Below are 16,718 nucleotides of genomic sequence, written 5' to 3'. Positions count from 1 at the left end.
CATACGATGGCGCAATGAACTTGCCGCAGTGAACGTGCCGCATGGCATCGCCTCCGGCGGCAGCGCGTGTCGCGACGGAGCATGAGGCACCCCCATGGAGCTTGCCGGCCGGCTTCTCGCCTATTTGCTCTCGGTGGGCGTGCTGTGCGGGCTCGTGTTCGCCATCGTCGCGTTCGGCGCCCGGAGCAAGGCGCTCAAGGCCACCGACTGGCGTATCGTTCCCGGCATCATCACCCGCCCGCCCGCGCCGTTGCGGGCCTTTGGCACGCTCGGTTCCGGCCTGCGCTACCAATATGAGATCGACGGGCGCACGCTGATCGGCAGCCGTGTCCGCCTTCTGGATTGGCCGGTGTTGCTGTTCGCCGATGCCGCGGTGCTGCACGCGCGCCTCTCGAAGGCCGGCATCGTCGAGGTGAGCGTCAATCCCAAGCTCGCCGACGACAGCGTCCTCGACCTGACCCCGCCGCCTGCCGCGCTCGGCTGGGCGGGCCTGGGCTTTTCCTGCGCCTGCGGGCTGGCGATGGTGCTGCGGCGCCTGTTCTAGAGCCCGAAATAACGCACCGCCGCCCCCACCACCACGGCGGCAAGCACGGCGAAGAAGTCGCTGTGGGTCAGCTTGGTGACGATGAAGGCGACGACGAGGCCGGCGGCCATGGCCGCGTCGCCATGGACGGCGGCGGGCGCGACGATCGCCACCAGCACCGCGCCGGGCAGCGAATCGAGGATCTTGCGCACGCGCGGCGTCACCGGCACCAGCCGCATCAGGAAGAAGCCGGCGGTGCGGTTGAACATGGTGGTGGCCGCCATCACGCAGATGGCGAGCACGGTGCCGGGATCGAGCAGGCTATTCATCGGCGAAGCCGCCCGCGAGCGCGCCGGCCACCGCGCCGATGACGATGAACCACCACCCCGGCACCAGATAGGACGCGCCCACCGATACCAAAGCGGCGACCCCCCAGCTGATCGCTTCCCGGCGTCCCTTCCAGTTCGGCACCAGCATGGCGATGAAGAAGGCGGGCACCACGAGATCGATGGCGAACGCCTTGGGATCGGGAATGCCGCCGCCGATCATCTGCCCCGCTACCGTGGAGGCGAGCCACACCACCCAGGTGATCAGCCCCGAGCCGACGAAATAGCCCACGTCGTTGCCGCCGTGGGCGTGATAGCGCATGGCCGCGGCCCAATTGTTGTCGGCCAGGAACAGCAGCGAGCCATAGGCCTGCCATCCGGGAAGCTGCCCCAGCCAGGGGCGCATGGATGCAGCCATGAGGAAATGGCGCATGTTAACGGTGAAGGTGAGCATCGCCAGCGCCAGCAGGCTCGCCGGGGTCCAGCTGTGGGTCCAGCCTTCCAGGGCGACCATCTGCGCGAGGCCCGCGAAGACGAGACCGCTAGAAAGCGCGGTTTCGGCGGCGGAAAATCCCTTCTGGGCCGCCGCCGCGCCGAAGGCGGCGCCGAACACGGCGATGCCCGGCATCAGCGGCCACATGGCATCGATGCCCATGTGCACGCCGGCCGAGGTGATGCGAACCGGGGAAGGGCGGGGATCAGTCATGAATCGCGGCGGCGTGGAGCATGAATCTCTTATGCCGAACGCCAGGGAACGCACCAACCCGATTTCGGCATGCGCGTTGCGTCAGCTATGCAGGCGCCCGAGAGCCTCCGGCGCGCAGCGGCTGCGATCGCTCACGCCGCCTGCGAGGGCGCGAGCACCTGCTCCAGCCCTTCGTCCCACGGGGGGACGGAGCCGTAGAGCCCGGCGAGATGGTCGATGAATACCCGCACCTTCTGCGGCAGGAACCGGCGGCTCGGATAGACCGCGAACACGCCGACGCGGTGGGAGGCGTGGAAATCGCGCAGCACCACCTGCAATGCGCCGCTGCGCAGCTCCGGCCCCACGTCCCAGGTCGAGCGCAGCGCGATGCCCACTCCGGCCAGCACGGCCTCGCGCACCACCTCGTTGGAATTGGTGCGCAGGGGCGAATAGACGCGCTGCGTCACCGGCCCGTCCGGCCCCTCCAGCCGCCAGGGATCCTGCCCATGAGTGGCGAGCAGCGTGTGATCGGCAAGGTCGGCAAAGCTTTCCGGCACGCCGGCGCTCGCCAGATAGGCCGGGCTCGCGCACAGCACCCGGTGCACCGGCGCGAGGCGGCGGGCGACCAGGCTGGAATCGTTGAGATCGGCAATGCGCACCGCGATGTCGAAGCCGTCGCCCACAATGTCCACGAAGGCATCGGAGAGTTCGAGATCGATGGTGAGATCGGGATTGGCGGACAGCAGCGGGCCGAGATGGGGGGCGATGTGCAGGCGGCCGAACGAGGTGGGCGCCGACACCCGCAGCAGGCCGCGCGCCTCGGTGGAGCGGCGGGACAATTGCGTCTCCGCCTCCTCGATGGAGGCGAGGATCGCCACCACCCGTTCATAGAAGCCCTGGCCGGCCTCGGTCAGCGTCACCTTGCGCGTGGTGCGCTGGAACAGGCGCGCGCCCAGCCTATCCTCCAGGCGCTGCACGCGCTTGGAGACCACGGGCGGGGAGAGGCCAAGCTCCCGCCCGGCGGCGGAGAGGCTGCCCGCGGTGACGATGCGGGCGAAGATCTCCAGATCCCCGAGATTGCCAATCATGGGCCGGGATTCGGCCGTGGGTCGGCGGGTCTGACCGAGGCGGCTGGAGGGGCGGCGTATTGTTTCCATTGCTGATTTCATTTTAGCCGCAACGGAAATAATCCGCGACCGCTTTTCTCTGCAAACCGATTATAGTGGTAAAAAAAGGAAACGGTTCAAGGATGCCGCAATGACGAGCCTCAGGCTTCCGGCAGCGGATGAGACGACCCTCGCCAATCGCGAGAAGATCATCGCCGATCTGCGGGCCATCGTGCCCGGCGAAGGCGTGATCGCGCACGAAAAGGAAATGCGCCCCTACGAATCCGACGGGGTGACCGCCTATAAGCAATTGCCCCTGGTTGTGGTGCTGCCCAGCACGACCGAGCAGGTGGCGCGCGTGCTGAAATATTGCCACGAGAACAATGTCCGCGTGGTGCCGCGCGGGGCGGGCACCTCGCTGTCCGGCGGCGCGCTGCCGCTTCAGGATGGCGTTCTGCTCGCCATGGGCAAGTTCAACAAGGTGCTGGAGATTGATTTTCCCAACCGCTGCGCCGTGGTGCAGCCGGGCGTGACCAATCTCGGCATCACCCGCGCCGTGGAACACGAGGGCTTCTATTACGCGCCCGACCCGTCCTCGCAGATCGCCTGCACCATCGGCGGCAATGTGGGCGAGAATTCCGGCGGCGTGCATTGCCTGAAATACGGCCTCACCACCAACAATGTGCTGGGCGTCGAGCTGGTGCTCATCACCGGCGAGATCGTGCGGCTGGGCGGCAAGCATCTCGATCCCGGCGCGCTGGACCTGCTCGGCGTCATCGTCGGCTCCGAGGGGTTGCTCGGCGTCGTCACCGAGGTCACGGTGCGGCTGCTGAAGAAGCCGGATACGGCGCGCGCGGTGCTGGTGGGCTTTCCCACCTCCGAGGACGCGGGCGAGTGCGTGGCGCGCATCATAAGCGCCGGCATCATTCCCGGCGGCATCGAGATGATGGACCGCGACGCCATCGCCGCTGCGGAAGCCTTCGTGAACGTGGGCTATCCCCTGGATGTGGAAGCCCTGCTGATCGTCGAGCTGGACGGGCCGGAGGCGGAGTGCGCGCATCTGCTGGAGGAGGTCGCCGCCATCGCCAAGGGCTGCAACGCCTCCACCCTGCGCGTCTCGCAAACCGAGGACGAGCGGCTCGGCTTCTGGGCCGGGCGTAAGGCGGCGTTCCCGGCGGTGGGGCGGCTCTCGCCGGACTATCTGTGCATGGACGGCACCATTCCGCGCCGGCAATTGCCCCTCGTGCTCTCGCGCATGCGGGAGATGTCGGCGCAATACGGCCTGCGGGTGGCGAACGTGTTCCACGCCGGCGACGGCAATCTGCACCCGCTCATCCTTTATGATGCGAACAAGCCGGGCGAATTGGATGCGGCGGAAGCCTTTGGGTCCGACATCCTGCGCCTGTGCGTGGAGGTGGGCGGCGTGCTCACCGGCGAGCATGGCGTGGGCGTGGAAAAGCGCGATCTCATGCCCACCATGTTCAACGAGGTGGACCTCGCCCATCAGCAGCGCCTGAAATGCGCCTTCGACGACCAGAACCTGCTCAATCCCGGAAAGGTGTTCCCCACGCTCCAGCGCTGCGCCGAGCTCGGCCGCATGCATGTGAGCCAGGGCCAGGTGCCGTTCCCCGACATTCCCCGTTTCTGAGCGGCCGTTAAGGCCAGGAATCCGCATGTCCGATATCGTGAAAGTCCAGGACGAGGCGCAGATCGCCGAGGCGGTGGTCGCGGCGCTCGGCGAGAACAAGACGCTGGAGGTGGTTGGCCACGGCTCAAAGCGCGGGCTCGGCCGGGCGAGCCAGACCGACCGCACGCTTGACGTGTCCGAGGTGCGGGGCGTCACCCTCTATGAGCCGGGCGAACTGGTGCTCTCCGCCCGCGCCGGCACGCCGGTGGCGCAGATCGAGGCCATGCTGTCCGAGAACGGGCAGATGATGGCGTTCGAGCCCATCGATTACGGCCCGCTGCTCGGCGGCCCCGCCGGCGCGGGAAGCATCGGCGGCGTGTTCGCCTGCAACCTCTCCGGCCCCCGGCGCATCAGCCACGGCGCGGCGCGCGACCATGCGCTCGGCGCGCGCGCGGTCTCCGGGCGGGGTGAGGTGTTCAAATCCGGCGGCCGGGTGGTGAAGAACGTCACCGGCTACGACCTGCCGCGCCTGCTCGCCGGCTCCTACGGCACGCTCGGCGTACTCAGCGAAGTGACACTGAAGGTCATTCCCCGCCCGCCGACGCAGGAAACGCTGATCGTGTTCGGCCTCGACGCGGATTCGAGCGCGCGCGCCATGAGCGCCGCCATGGGCTCGTCCTGCGAGGTTTCGGCGGCGGCCGCCATTCCCGCCGCCCTGGCGCCCCGCCTGCCGCAGCTTGAAACCGACCGCTCCGTGGTGGCCCTGCGGCTGGAAGGGTTCGAACCCTCGGTGAAGGCGCGCCGCGCGATGCTGATCCGCGTGCTGATGCCGTTCGGCGGGGTGGAAGTGCTCGAGGCCGACGCGTCTGCCGCGCTCTGGGCCGGCGTGCGCGACGTGCTGCCGTTCGCGCAGACGCGGGAGCGGGCGGTGTGGCGCATTTCCACAACCCCCATGGCCGGGCCGCATCTCGCCGCCGAGCTCGCGACAGCGCTGAACGCCGAGGCGTTCTGCGATTGGGCGGGCGGGCTCGTCTGGGTGCAGATGCCCGACGCGCTGCCCCAGGCGGATGCCGTGCGCGCGCGCCTCGCGCCTCACGGCGGTCATGCGACCCTGGTGCGGGCCGATGCGGCGCAGCGCGCGGGCGCCGTCTTCCAGCCGCTGGAAACCGCCCACGCCGCGCTCAGCCAACGGGTGAAGGCGAGCTTCGATCCCAAGGGCCTGCTCAATCCCGGCCGCATGTATGCGGGGGCATGAGATGCGTCCCCTTTCGATGACCGGCCTCTGTCCTTTCCATAGCGCGGGCGATTGCTGACCCATGCAGACCAATTTCTCCCTCGCGCAGCTCGCCGATCCGCACATCGTGGAAGCGGACAAGATCCTGCGGACCTGCGTCCATTGCGGTTTCTGCACCGCCACGTGCCCCACCTACGTGCTGCTGGGCGATGAGCTCGACAGCCCGCGCGGGCGCATCTACCTCATCAAGGAGATGCTGGAGAACGAGCGGCCAGCGACCGAGGAAGTGGTCCGGCACGTGGACCGCTGCCTCTCCTGCCTCTCCTGCATGACCACCTGTCCCTCGGGCGTGCACTACATGCACCTGGTGGATCACGCCCGCGACCATATCGAGCAGACCTACAAGCGCCCGTTCTTCGACCGGGTGAACCGCGCCCTGCTGGCGGCGGTGCTGCCCTATCGCAACCGCTTCCGCCTGGCACTGCTCGGCGCGGCCATCGCCAAGCCGCTGGCGCCCCTGTTTCATGCCGTGAAGCCGCTGCGGCCGTTGGCGGCCATGCTGCGCCTCGCGCCGGGATTGCCGCACGGGCCCACCCACAGCGAGATGCCCGGCGTGTTCCCGGCCCTAGGTCCGCGCCGTGCGCGTGTGGCACTGCTCGGCGGCTGCGCCCAGCCGGTGCTGCGGCCTGACATCGACGAAGCGGCCATGCGCTTGCTCAACCGCTTCGGGGTCGAGGTGGTGCGCACGAAGGGCGAGGGCTGCTGCGGCTCGCTGGTGCATCACATGGGCCGAGAGGAGCAGGCGCTGGCGCTGGCCCGCGCCAATGTGGACGCCTGGACCGCAGAGATCGAGGGCGAGGGGCTGGATGCCATTCTGATGACCGTCTCCGGCTGCGGCACCACCATCAAGGATTATGGCTACATGCTGCGCCTCGACCCGGCCTATGCGGAGAAGGCAGCGCGGGTCTCGACGCTGGCCATGGATATTTCCCAGTTCGCCGCGACGCTGCATCTGCCAGCCGCCATGGCGCCGATGGAACATCGGGTGGCTTATCATGCCGCCTGCTCGCTCCAGCATGGGCAGAAGATCAAGGGGCCGCCGGTGCAGATGCTGCGCCACGTCGGCTTCGAGGTGGCCGAGCCGTTCGAAAGCCACATCTGCTGCGGCTCGGCGGGCACGTACAACATGCTCCAGAGCCAACTGGCGGGACAGCTGCGCGACCGCAAGGTGGCCAATCTGGAGAAGCTGGCGCCGCAGATCATCGCCACCGGCAATATCGGCTGCATGACGCAGATCGGCAGCGGCACCGAGGTTCCGGTGGTGCACACGGTGGAATTGCTGGACTGGGCGACCGGCGGCCCGGTACCCGGGCCGCTGGCGCGGGCGGGCATCGGCGCGGCGAAAGCGGCCTGATCCGCGCCCCGCGCGCCACTCTTGCCGCCCCAGCGAAGCACTCTTGCCCTGCCGGCGCTTAGACTTCCGTATCGCCCGGCATATGTGCGCACGGCGCGATGGGCTACACCCGGGACGCCGGCGCGGATGCCTCAAGCCGAGAGAGACCTCATGTCCTCCATGTTCGACCTCTCCCTCTATCTCGTCACAGATCCCGCCCAGACCGCCGCGCGCGGGCTGCTCGCCACCGTCGAACAGGCGGTGCAGGGGGGCGTGACGCTGGTGCAATTGCGCGACCCGCAGGCGAAGGGCCGGGCGCTTGTGGAGCAGGCGCGCGCCCTGAAGGCGCTGTTGGCGCCCCACGGCATTCCCCTCATCATCAACGACCGGGTGGATGTGGCGCTCGCAGCGGACGCCGACGGCGTGCATCTCGGGCAGGACGATATCGACCCCGCCGCCGCGCGCGCCGTACTCGGGGCGGGGCGCATCCTCGGCCTCTCCGTCGGCTCGCCGGAGGAACTCGCGGTCTCCGACCTGTCGGGCGTGGATTATGTCGGCGTCGGGCCGGTAAAGGCCACCGGCACCAAGAGCGATGCCGGCGGGGCCATCGGCGTCGCGGGCCTCGCGGCCTTGCGCAAGCTCATCTCCTTGCCGCTGGTGGGGATCGGCGGCATCGATGCGGCGATCGCGCCCGATATCATCCGCGCCGGGGCCGACGGAATCGCCGTCGTCTCCGCACTCTGCCGCGCGCCCGACGTCACGGCGGCCGCTCGCGATTTGCGGGCGGTGATCGCCGCCGCCCGCGCCTGAGGATTTTTCCCGCCGGACCGCGCTTCAAGCGCCCCGGCGGTGTTCCCGTCACGGGAAAGCTGTTTGTTTCGTTCCCATAGGAGACCGACATCATGTCGACCCCCACCTTGCCCACCGGACTTGTCATCACCGGCAAGCTCGCCCCGCGTTACGACGAGATCCTTACCCCCGAAGCGCTCGCCTTCGTCGCCGAGCTGCAGCGCAATTTCAACGCCACGCGCCTCGCTTTGCTGGAGGCCCGCGCCACCCGCCAGGCCCGCTTCGATGCCGGCGAACTGCCGGACTTCTTAGCTGAGACCCAGGGCATCCGCGATGCCGAATGGAGCATCGCGCCGCTGCCGCAGGACCTGCTGGACCGGCGCGTGGAAATCACCGGGCCGGTGGACCGCAAGATGATCGTCAATGCGCTGAATTCCGGCGCCAAGGTGTTCATGGCGGATTTCGAGGATGCCTCCTCGCCCTTCTGGTCCAACATGATCGAGGGCCAGATCAATCTGAAGGACCGCTGGGCGGGTGCGATCGACTTCCACGATCCCTCCAACGGCAAGGACTATAAGCTCGGCGAGACCCCGGCGGTGCTGATCATCCGCCCGCGCGGCTGGCATCTGCCGGAGGCCCATGTGGAGGTGGACGGCGCGCCGGTCTCCGGCGCCCTGTTCGATTTCGGCCTCTACGCCTTCCATAATGCCAAGGCGGCGCTGGCGCAGGGCTCCGGCCCCTATTTCTATCTGCCCAAGACCGAGAGCCACCTGGAAGCGCGGCTGTGGAACGAGGTGTTCTCGTTCGCCGAAGCGCGCATCGGCCTGCCGGCCAATTGCATCAAGGCCACGGTGCTGATCGAGACCCTGCCGGCGGTATTCGAGATGGACGAGATCCTCTACGAGCTGCGCGACCATGTGGCCGGGCTGAACATTGGCCGCTGGGACTACATCTTCTCCTTCATCAAGCGGCTCGGAAAGAATGCCCGCTTCCTGACCCCGGATCGCGGCCGCATGGTGATGAGCGAGGCCTTCCTCAAAGCCTATGGCGCGCTGCTGGTGAAGACCTGCCATCGGCGCGGCGCGTTCGCCATGGGCGGCATGGCGGCGCAGATTCCGGTCAAGGGCGATGCCGCCGCCAACACCGCCGCCTTCGCCAAGGTGCAGGCGGACAAGGAGCGCGAGGCCGGCGAGGGCTGCGACGGCACCTGGGTCGCCCATCCCGACCTGGTGAAGGTGGCGCAGGAGGTGTTCGACCGCCTGATGCCCACCCCCAACCAGCTCCAGCGCAAGCGGCAGGATGTGAGCGTCGCCCGCGACGACCTGCTGGTGATGCACCAGGGCGCGCGCACGGAAGCCGGGCTGCGGGAGAACATCCGCGTCGGCGTGCAATATATCGAAGCCTGGCTGCGGGGACGCGGGGCGGTGCCGCTCTACAACCTGATGGAGGATGCCGCGACCGCCGAAATCAGCCGCGCGCAGATCTGGCAATGGATCTACCTCGGCGCAACGCTGGAGGACGGCCGCACGGTGACGGGCGATTTGTTCACCGCGCTGCTGGACGATGAAATGGCCAAGCTGCGCGAAACCCTCGGTCCCGACGTCTATGACAAGGGTCGTTTCCCCGAGGCGATCAAGCTGTTCTCGGATATGACGCTGGCGCCGCAGTTCGAGGAGTTTCTCACTTTGCCGGCTTATAAGCTGATCGCCTGAGGCGATGCGCCGGCCGCCCCGTTGCCTTAGCGCGCGGGGCGGCTGGCTCTACCTTACGTAACGTTACAAAAAATTCATGGGCTGCGGCCCTTCTTCCGCCGCGTGCGCCGCCTCATATGCAAGTCGGTCAACAACCGGAGGCGGAGATGACTCCCGAGGAACGTGCGCTTATTGACGGGCTGTTCGATCGCATGCGCGGCCTGGAAGGCCAGCCGCGCGATCGCGAGGCCGAAGCGCTGATCGCCCAGCGCCTGGCCGAACTGCCCCACGCGACCTACGCCCTGGCGCAGACCGTGCTGGTGCAGGAGCATGCCCTGACCCAGGCCTCCGCCCGCATTCAGGAGCTGGAGCAGCAGGTCCGCGAGGCCGCAGCTCCCCCGCAGCAGGAAAGCACCAGCTTCCTCGGCGGCCTGTTCGGCGGCGGCCGCACCTCGGTGCCCACCGCAGGCGCGCGTCCCGCCGCCGGGGCGCCTCCGTCCGCATTCCCCTCCGCCCCCATGGGCCTGCCCCCGCAGGTGAATGGCGCGGGCCAGCCCAATTCCGGGGCGTGGGGCCAACAGAATACCGCCCAGCAGGGCTATGGCCAGCCGGGCGGCTATCCCCAGCAGGGCGGTCCTTGGGGCGGCCAGCAGCGCGGCTTCGGCGGTGGCGGTGGTGGTTTCGGCGGTGGCGGCTTCCTCCAGGGGGCGCTTGCAACCGCAGCCGGCGTTGCCGGTGGCGCGCTTCTTTTTGATGGCATCAAGGGCCTGATGTCCGGTGGCACCGGTCCCGTCGCCCAGCAGGCGGCGGCGCTGGAAACGCCGAAGGAAACGCCGGCGGCTGATACCGGCAACCTCGGTTCCGAGGCGCAGACCGCGCTCGGCGGCGATGCGGGCGCCTCCCCGGACGCCGGCTGGGACACCGCCGACGCGCAGGACGCCGGCTATGACAACAGCGACGACGGCGGCTGGAGCGATGGCGGCTCGGACGATTCCTGGGCGTGATCCCGAACGCCGGCCTTCTTCTCCCGGATAAATCGAAAACCCCGCGGCGCTGCCGCGGGGTTTTTCATTCTGGGTGGGCGTCAGTCGCCGATGCAGGCGTCCACGGCGATGCGATAGGTGCGCGCCGCACCGAGCATGTGGGCTTCGTACGGCCCGCCGAACAAGCCCGAAACCGCCGGGTGGCGCACGTTCAGCCCGCCGGTGAGGCTGCCCAAGGCGGGCAGGACCATGCGGGCGCCGTCGGTGGCGAAGCAGCGCCGGCGGATCGAGCGTCCGCGCTGCACCAGCCGGGCGACCGGATGCAGATGCCCCGCGACTTCCCCCGCCGCCGCGCCGGGCACCGGTTCGTGGCGGAAGGTGAGGGGGCCGATGCGGATCTCGCGCGTCCACTCCCCTTCCAGCAAGGCGCTGGGCTCGGGATCATGATTGCCCGCGATCCAGACGAAGGTGCGTCCGCGCTGGAGCGCCGCGAGGCGCTCTCGGGTGCGCGGCGCGATGCGTTCCTGCGCCCAACGGTCGTGCAACGTATCGCCCAGCGCGAGCACCACGGCAGGGGCCCAGCGATCGACGAGCGCTTCCAGCCGGGCGAGGGTGTCGGCCGTGTCATAGGGCGGCAGCATCTGGCCGCGCCGGGCGAAGGCCGAGGCTTTTTCCAGGTGCAGATCGGCCACGGCGAGCAGGCCGCGTTCCGGCCACGCCAGCGCGCCGGCTGGATCCAGCACCATTTCCGCCCCGGCAAGGCCGATGAACGAAGGGGGAACAGAATCGGCGCGCGCGAGCATTCTGCGATATTGCCGATCCCGCGCGCGGGGGCAAGGGCAGAGCGCCGGGCATCCAGCCGGATGGGATCCGGCGCTATTTCTTTCCCAGCGCGCTGCGTTTTACCTGGCGCACGGCGGCCAGCTGCCCCTCCAGCACACGGATCGCGTCGTGTTCGCTGTCGCTGAGATTTTCCAGGGGCACATGCTTCAGCAGGATCTCCAGCACGTCGCCGATGCGGCCGAGCTGGCGGCCATAGCTGCCGACCTCATCGAGGATCGCCTGCTCCACTTCCGGGTGCGCGGTCAGGCCGAGATCGATGTTGAACAGGCCGAACTGCGCGTTTCGCAGGTCGAACGACCAGGGGTTGATCTGCTGCCACAATTCCTTCGGCGCCATCGAGACCTTGAATGCGTTTGCCATGTCGCCCTCCATCGGTAGACAGGCTAGGTCTGCGCCGTGCGGCTGACGAGCGTTAAAGTTGTGCACGTGGTGCCGCGATCAGCCCATGGCTTCGCGCACCAGATCTTCCTCCGCCTCCGCCAGCAGCGCCTCGGAGGCGTCCCCGCCCACGCTCTCGCGGCCGATCTCCAGCAGCACCGGCACCGAGAGCGGCGAGACATGCTCCAGGGGCTGGTGGGCGATGCGGCCCTTGATGCGGGCGAGCATGTCGCCCAGCCGGCGCACGTCCAGAAGGCCGGTCGCGGCGTCGGCGCGCGCGGCACGTAGCAGGATGTGGTCGGGTTCGTGCCGGCGCAGCACGTCATAGATCAGGTCGGTGGAGAAGGTCACCTGCCGGCCGGTCTTCTCCTTGCCGGGGAAGCGCCGCTCGATCAGCCCGGCGATGACGGCGCAATAGCGGAAGGTGCGCTTCATGAGGGCGCTTTCCGCGAGCCAGGCCTCCAGATCGTCGCCCAGCATGTCCTGGTCGAACAGATCGTCGAGCGAAAGCCAGCCCTGCTTCACCGCGAGGCTCATGTCGGACACCGCATAGACGGCGAGCGCGTAATCATTGGCGACGAAGCCGAGCGGATTGAGCCCGGCGCGCTCCAGGCGGCGGGTCAGCAGCATGCCGAGCGTCTGGTGGGCCAGCCGCCCCTCGAACGGATAGGCGACGAGATAATGCCGCCCGCGATTCTCGAACGTTTCCACCAGCAGGTCGAACCGCCCCGGCAGGCGGGAGCGCAGGCGTTGCAGGTTCAGCCAGTCGCGCACCTGTGGCGGCAGCGTCTTCCACCGTGCGGGCGCCGCAAGCAACGCCCGCACGCCGGCCGCGAGGAAGGTAGAAAGCGGAAACTTGCCTCCCGCATAGGCCGGCACGCGCGGCGAGGTGGCGGTGGAGCGCGAGACATAGACCTCGTCCTCCACCATGGCCTCGTAGCGCAGGATCTCGCCGGCGAACACGAAGGTGTCGCCCGGCACCATGGTCTCGACGAAATATTCCTCCACCTCGCCCAGCATCCGCCCGCCGAACCGCACCCTCCCAGCCAGTCCGCTCTTGGCTGAGCCGCGCGCCGAGACGAGACGCACTTTGAGCATGGTGGCTTCCACGATGGTGCCCACGTTCATGCGATAGGTCTGCGCGATCATCGGGTTGGAGACCCGCCAGAGGCCGTCCTTGGTCTTGCGGATCTTGGCGAAGCGCTCATAGGCGCGCAGCGCGTAGCCGCCGGTGGCGACGAAATCCACCGCCGCGTCGAAATCCTCCCGCGGGAGCGCGCGATAGGGCGCGGCGGAGCGCACCTCGTCATAAAGCGCGTCAGCGGAAAACGGCGCCGCGCAGGCCATGCCGAGAATATGCTGGGCCAGCACGTCGAGTGCGCCGGTGCGCTCGGGCGGAGTATCCTGGGCACCGGCCCTCACCGCCTCCAGGGCCGCGCGGCATTCCAGCACCTCGAAGCGGTTGGCCGGCACGAGAACGGCCTTGGAGGGTTCGTCCAGCCGGTGGTTGGCGCGGCCGATGCGCTGCATGAGGCGCGAGGAGCCTTTGGGCGCGCCGATATTGACCACCTGGTCCACATCGCCCCAGTCGATGCCGAGATCGAGGGAGGAGGTGCACACCACGCCTTTCAATTTGCCGGCGGCCATGGCTGCTTCCACCCGCCGGCGCTGCTCCACGTCGAGCGAGCCGTGGTGGAGCGCGATCGGCAGGTTGAGGTCGTTCATGCGCCAGAGTTCCTGGAACAGGAATTCCGCCTGCCAGCGCGTATTGACGAACACCAGCGTGGTCTTGTGCGCGGCGATGAGGCCATAGACCTCGGGCAGGGCATGCAGCGCGGTATGGCTCGCCCAGGGCATCACCGCCAGGCTTTCCAACATGGAGAGGTCGGGCGCCGCGCCGCCCTTGGCGATCACGAGGTCGGCGAGCGCCTCTTCCGCGTCGGGGTCGCCCGGATGCTGGCCCACGAGGTAGCGGCGCAGATCGTCCGGCTCGGCCACCGTGGCGGAAAGGCCGACGCCCTGGAGCCCCGGCGCGATGCTCCGCAGCCGCGCCAGGGCGAGCGCCAGCAGGTCGCCGCGCTTGGAGGTGACGAGGGCATGCAATTCGTCCAGCACCACCCGCTTGAGGCCGGAGAAGAGAAATTCCGCGTCCTTCGAAGCCAGCAGCAGGGCGATCTGCTCCGGCGTGGTGAGCAGGATGTCGGGCGGGTCGCGGCGCTGGCGCTGGCGGCGCGAGGCGGGGGTGTCGCCGGTGCGGGTCTCGACACGGATGGGCAGTCCCATCTCGGCAATGGGCGCCTCCAGATTGCGGGCGATATCCACCGCCAGCGCCTTCAGCGGGGAGATATAAAGCGTGTGCAGCGGGGATTGGCGCGGCGGCGGGACACGTCCCGCGAGGGGCTTGGCGGGCGCGCCGTCTGCCGTCTCCGCCTTTTTCGCTTTGGCCCGCGCCCGCGCATCCGTGCTGCGCGCTTCGCTGAGTTCCACCAGGGTGGGGAGGAAGCCCGCCAGGGTCTTGCCGGCGCCGGTGGGCGCGATGAGCAGGGTGGAGCGCCCCGCCCGCGCCGAGGCAAGCAGATCCAGCTGATGCGCGCGCGGCTCCCAGCCCCGGGTCGCGAACCAGTCCTGGAACAGCTTCGGCAGCGCGTGGGCGCGCCTGTGAGCAAGGGTCGACACGCAGGGAAGATAAGGCGCGTTCCCCCTTTGTGCCATGGGCTGGCGGGTCTTCGCGGCAAAAGCCTGGACGGTGCGCCGCGGCAAATCCGGCGCGGCGTTGCCGGCGATTAATCGCGCGTCAACCAAGCTGTCGCATGGTGTCGACAAATTTCCCGCTCCCGGAGTTCCGCCTCATGATGTCGCGCGCCGACCGGACCGTGCTCAGCGAATGGTGGTGGACGGTCGACCGCCTGCTGCTCGGCACGCTGTTCACCCTTATCGTCATCGGCATCGTGCTGTGCCTCGCGGCCAGCCCGCCGGTGGCGGCGCGCCTCGGCATCGCCGATCCGTTCCATTTCGTGAATCGGCAGGTGCTGTTCCTGATCCCGGCGATCGCGGTGATGCTGTTCACCTCCTTCCTGTCGCCGCGCACGATCCGTCGGGTGTGCATCGTGGTGTTCCTGATCTGCCTGGTGCTGCTGTTCGCGACGCTGGTGATCGGCCCGGAGGTGAAGGGCGCGCGGCGCTGGCTGAACATCGGCCCGATCACCGTGCAGCCGTCCGAATTTCTCAAGCCCGCCTTCGTCGTGCTGGCGGCGTGGCTTTTCTCCGAAAGCAGCAAACGCCCGGAAATGCCGGCCCAGTTGCTCGCCGTCGCGCTGCTCGGGAGCGTGATGCTACCGCTGGTGTTGCAGCCCGATTTCGGCCAGACCATGCTGGTGGTGCTGGTGTGGGGCGCGCTGTTCTTCCTGGCCGGCCTGCGCTGGATCTGGATGGTGGGGCTCATCGGCTTCGGCGTGGGCGGTGCCGTGCTGGCCTATAATGTCGTGCCGCATGTGAAAAAGCGCATCGACCGCTTCCTCGATCCCGCCTCCGGCGACACCTATCAGATCGATACCGCACTGGAGAGCTTCCGCCATGGCGGCTGGTTCGGCCAGGGCCCCGGCGAGGGCACGGTCAAGCGCATCCTGCCGGACGGGCATACGGACTTCGTGTTCGCGGTGGCAGCGGAGGAATTCGGCATCATCCTGTGCCTCATCCTGCTGGCGTTGTTTGCCTTCGTGATCCTGCGCAGCCTCACCCGCGCGCTCGACGAGCAGGACCCGTTCGCCCGTTTCGCCGCCACCGGGCTGGCGTTGCTGTTCGGCCTCCAGGCCTCCATCAACATGGCGGTGAACGTGCATCTGATGCCCGCGAAGGGCATGACGCTGCCCTTCATCTCCTATGGCGGCTCCTCGCTGATCTCGCTCGCCTTCGGCATGGGCATGCTGCTCGCCCTCTCCCGGCGACGACCGGGCGCGGCGGCGCTGGCGGCGCTGAGCGAGCCCGCGACGGAACCGCAGGGGCGTCAGGCGACGGCATGAGCAAGCCTTTGATCCTGCTGGCTGCCGGGGGAACCGGCGGCCATTTGTTTCCCGCCGAGGCGCTGGCCCATGTGCTGCGACGGCGCGGCTATGACGTCGATCTCGTCACCGACAGCCGGGCCGCGCGCTATGCGGGTCATTTTCCGGCGCGGCAGGTCCACGTGTTGCCGGCCGATACGGTGCGGAGCCGCTCCCCGGTGGCAATGGCAAAAACCCTTTTCACCTTGCTGCGGGGCCTCATCAGCGGCCTGGCGTTGATGCGGCGGCTCAAGCCGGCGGTGGTGGTGGGCTTCGGCGGCTATCCCACCTTGCCGCCCGTGCTTTCCGCCACCTTCTCGGGCGTGCCGAGCCTCATTCACGAGGCGAACGGCGTGCTCGGGCGGGCGAACCGCCTGCTGGCGGCGCGCGTGAGCGCCATTGCCACCGGCTTTCCCGACATTCTCGCCAACGAACCGGACCTTGCGCGCAAGACGATATTCACCGGCAATCCCCTGCGCCCTTCTGTGCGGGAGGCCGCCGGCCTCAGGTTCGACGCGCCCGAGGTGAGCAGCCCGCTGCGTCTGCTGGTGTTCGGCGGCAGCCAGGGCGCGCGCGTGATGGCGGACGTGGTGCCGCAGGCGGTGGCGCGCCTCAATGGTGATCTGCGGGCGCGGCTGTCCGTGGTCCAGCAGGCCCGTGAGGAGGATCTGGAGCGGGTCCGCAGGACCTACCTGGATTTCCACGTCCAGGCCGAGGTCGCGCCCTTTTTCGACGATCTGCCGGCGCGCATGAGCCGGGCCCATCTGGTGATCGCGCGGTCGGGCGCATCCACGGTGGCGGAGCTTGCGGCCATCGGGCGCCCCGCCATTCTCGTGCCGCTGCCGAACGCGCTCGATCAGGACCAGGCGGCCAACGCCCGATCCCTCGAAGCCATCGGCGCCGCCCAGGTGATGGCGCAATCCACCTTCACGCCCGAGCGGCTCGCCGCGGCGCTTTCGACCTTCGGCGCCGACCCGCGCGCATTGACGAACATGGCGCAAGCCGCCAGAAGCGCCGGCACGCTCGACGCCGCCGAACATCTGGCCGACGTTGTCGTGCATCTGGCAGGGGGGGCGCCCATCGCCACCTATCAAGGACATTGA

15 protein-coding genes are annotated in these 16,718 nt (G+C 68.6%); 9 read left to right on the top strand and 6 right to left on the bottom strand.

The genetic code is table 11. The features are described 5' to 3' along the window. Positions 1-94: 94 nt before the first annotated feature. Positions 95-544 (top strand): hypothetical protein, encoded by a 450-nt coding sequence (locus tag V5F68_RS17660; RefSeq protein ID WP_394014308.1) that lies wholly within the window; start codon positions 95-97, stop codon positions 542-544. Here the strand turns inward: V5F68_RS17660 and V5F68_RS17655 are convergent. The 3 genes from V5F68_RS17655 to V5F68_RS17645 form a co-directional block, all read right to left on the bottom strand. After that, positions 541-852: a branched-chain amino acid transport AzlD family protein gene (locus tag V5F68_RS17655; RefSeq protein WP_348844134.1), complete on the bottom strand. Its 312-nt coding sequence runs from the start codon at positions 850-852 to the stop codon at positions 541-543. The two genes, V5F68_RS17660 and V5F68_RS17655, sit on opposite strands and share 4 nt — an antisense overlap. Further along, positions 845-1,555, bottom strand: a complete 711-nt coding sequence (locus tag V5F68_RS17650; RefSeq protein ID WP_394014307.1) for an AzlC family ABC transporter permease — start codon at positions 1,553-1,555, stop codon at positions 845-847. The genes V5F68_RS17655 and V5F68_RS17650 overlap by 8 nt, the downstream gene beginning before the upstream one ends. A gap of 131 nt (positions 1,556-1,686) precedes the next feature. Further along, the gene (locus V5F68_RS17645; protein WP_348844575.1) at positions 1,687-2,622 is read right to left on the bottom strand and encodes a LysR family transcriptional regulator; all 936 of its coding nucleotides are present in this window, start codon (positions 2,620-2,622) and stop codon (positions 1,687-1,689) included. A 169-nt stretch (positions 2,623-2,791) separates the two neighbouring features. On the opposite strand from V5F68_RS17645, the gene V5F68_RS17640 reads away from it, so the two are divergent. The 6 genes from V5F68_RS17640 to V5F68_RS17615 all read left to right on the top strand — a co-directional run bounded on the left by V5F68_RS17640 (position 2,792) and on the right by V5F68_RS17615 (position 10,378). Then, on the top strand, positions 2,792-4,288 hold the full coding sequence (locus V5F68_RS17640; RefSeq protein WP_394014306.1) for an FAD-linked oxidase C-terminal domain-containing protein: 1,497 nt from the start codon (positions 2,792-2,794) through the stop codon (positions 4,286-4,288). 25 nt (positions 4,289-4,313) lie between these two features. Next, complete coding sequence (gene glcE / locus V5F68_RS17635) at positions 4,314-5,522, top strand: glycolate oxidase subunit GlcE (RefSeq protein ID WP_394014305.1); 1,209 nt, start codon at positions 4,314-4,316, stop codon at positions 5,520-5,522. Positions 5,523-5,583: 61 nt separating this feature from the next. Continuing rightward, positions 5,584-6,915 (top strand): glycolate oxidase subunit GlcF, encoded by a 1,332-nt coding sequence (glcF, locus tag V5F68_RS17630; RefSeq protein ID WP_394014304.1) that lies wholly within the window; start codon positions 5,584-5,586, stop codon positions 6,913-6,915. Between the two features lie 150 nt (positions 6,916-7,065). After that, positions 7,066-7,704, top strand: coding sequence for a thiamine phosphate synthase (gene thiE, locus V5F68_RS17625; protein WP_394014303.1), 639 nt, complete (start codon positions 7,066-7,068; stop codon positions 7,702-7,704). A 92-nt stretch (positions 7,705-7,796) separates the two neighbouring features. Next, complete coding sequence (gene aceB, locus V5F68_RS17620; protein WP_394014302.1) at positions 7,797-9,395, top strand: malate synthase A; 1,599 nt, start codon at positions 7,797-7,799, stop codon at positions 9,393-9,395. A 146-nt stretch (positions 9,396-9,541) separates the two neighbouring features. Continuing rightward, positions 9,542-10,378 (top strand): DUF2076 domain-containing protein, encoded by an 837-nt coding sequence (locus tag V5F68_RS17615; protein WP_394014301.1) that lies wholly within the window; start codon positions 9,542-9,544, stop codon positions 10,376-10,378. Positions 10,379-10,458: 80 nt separating this feature from the next. Here V5F68_RS17615 and pdeM read toward each other — a convergent pair whose 3' ends face one another. The 3 genes from pdeM to V5F68_RS17600 form a co-directional block, all read right to left on the bottom strand. After that, entirely contained in the window at positions 10,459-11,160 is a 702-nt protein-coding gene (gene pdeM, locus V5F68_RS17610) for a ligase-associated DNA damage response endonuclease PdeM (protein ID WP_394014300.1), read from the bottom strand. 73 nt (positions 11,161-11,233) lie between these two features. Further along, the gene (locus V5F68_RS17605) at positions 11,234-11,560 is read right to left on the bottom strand and encodes a hypothetical protein (RefSeq protein ID WP_394014299.1); all 327 of its coding nucleotides are present in this window, start codon (positions 11,558-11,560) and stop codon (positions 11,234-11,236) included. A 78-nt stretch (positions 11,561-11,638) separates the two neighbouring features. Then, entirely contained in the window at positions 11,639-14,290 is a 2,652-nt protein-coding gene (locus tag V5F68_RS17600; protein WP_394014298.1) for a ligase-associated DNA damage response DEXH box helicase, read from the bottom strand. 137 nt (positions 14,291-14,427) lie between these two features. On the opposite strand from V5F68_RS17600, the gene ftsW reads away from it, so the two are divergent. Together ftsW and murG are read left to right on the top strand one after the other, a co-directional pair. Then, positions 14,428-15,597 (top strand): putative lipid II flippase FtsW, encoded by a 1,170-nt coding sequence (gene ftsW / locus V5F68_RS17595; RefSeq protein ID WP_394014297.1) that lies wholly within the window; start codon positions 14,428-14,430, stop codon positions 15,595-15,597. Beyond that, positions 15,594-16,718, top strand: coding sequence for an undecaprenyldiphospho-muramoylpentapeptide beta-N-acetylglucosaminyltransferase (gene murG / locus V5F68_RS17590; RefSeq protein WP_394014296.1), 1,125 nt, complete (start codon positions 15,594-15,596; stop codon positions 16,716-16,718). Before ftsW ends, murG begins: the two co-directional genes overlap by 4 nt.

The sequence above is a fragment of the Roseixanthobacter pseudopolyaromaticivorans genome (assembly GCF_043195145.2).
Taxonomy (GTDB): Bacteria; Pseudomonadota; Alphaproteobacteria; order Rhizobiales; family Xanthobacteraceae; genus NCEH01.
This window is presented reverse-complemented; position numbering and strand designations above follow the sequence as displayed.

Excerpts from the sequence above, each read along its gene's own strand:
- V5F68_RS17660 (WP_394014308.1), top strand. The coding sequence starts at position 95 with ATGGAGCTTGCCGGCCGGCTTCTCGCCTATTTGCTCTCGGTGGGCGTG.
- V5F68_RS17640 (WP_394014306.1), top strand. The coding sequence starts at position 2,792 with ATGACGAGCCTCAGGCTTCCGGCAGCGGATGAGACGACCCTCGCCAAT.
- V5F68_RS17655 (WP_348844134.1), bottom strand. The coding sequence starts at position 852 with ATGAATAGCCTGCTCGATCCCGGCACCGTGCTCGCCATCTGCGTGATG.
- ftsW (WP_394014297.1), top strand. The coding sequence starts at position 14,428 with ATGATGTCGCGCGCCGACCGGACCGTGCTCAGCGAATGGTGGTGGACG.
- murG (WP_394014296.1), top strand. The coding sequence starts at position 15,594 with ATGAGCAAGCCTTTGATCCTGCTGGCTGCCGGGGGAACCGGCGGCCAT.
- aceB (WP_394014302.1), top strand. The coding sequence starts at position 7,797 with ATGTCGACCCCCACCTTGCCCACCGGACTTGTCATCACCGGCAAGCTC.
- V5F68_RS17615 (WP_394014301.1), top strand. The coding sequence starts at position 9,542 with ATGACTCCCGAGGAACGTGCGCTTATTGACGGGCTGTTCGATCGCATG.
- V5F68_RS17605 (WP_394014299.1), bottom strand. The coding sequence starts at position 11,560 with ATGGCAAACGCATTCAAGGTCTCGATGGCGCCGAAGGAATTGTGGCAG.
- thiE (WP_394014303.1), top strand. The coding sequence starts at position 7,066 with ATGTCCTCCATGTTCGACCTCTCCCTCTATCTCGTCACAGATCCCGCC.
- V5F68_RS17650 (WP_394014307.1), bottom strand. The coding sequence starts at position 1,555 with ATGACTGATCCCCGCCCTTCCCCGGTTCGCATCACCTCGGCCGGCGTG.
- pdeM (WP_394014300.1), bottom strand. The coding sequence starts at position 11,160 with ATGCTCGCGCGCGCCGATTCTGTTCCCCCTTCGTTCATCGGCCTTGCC.
- glcF (WP_394014304.1), top strand. The coding sequence starts at position 5,584 with ATGCAGACCAATTTCTCCCTCGCGCAGCTCGCCGATCCGCACATCGTG.
- glcE (WP_394014305.1), top strand. The coding sequence starts at position 4,314 with ATGTCCGATATCGTGAAAGTCCAGGACGAGGCGCAGATCGCCGAGGCG.
- V5F68_RS17645 (WP_348844575.1), bottom strand. The coding sequence starts at position 2,622 with ATGATTGGCAATCTCGGGGATCTGGAGATCTTCGCCCGCATCGTCACC.
- V5F68_RS17600 (WP_394014298.1), bottom strand. The coding sequence starts at position 14,290 with ATGGCACAAAGGGGGAACGCGCCTTATCTTCCCTGCGTGTCGACCCTT.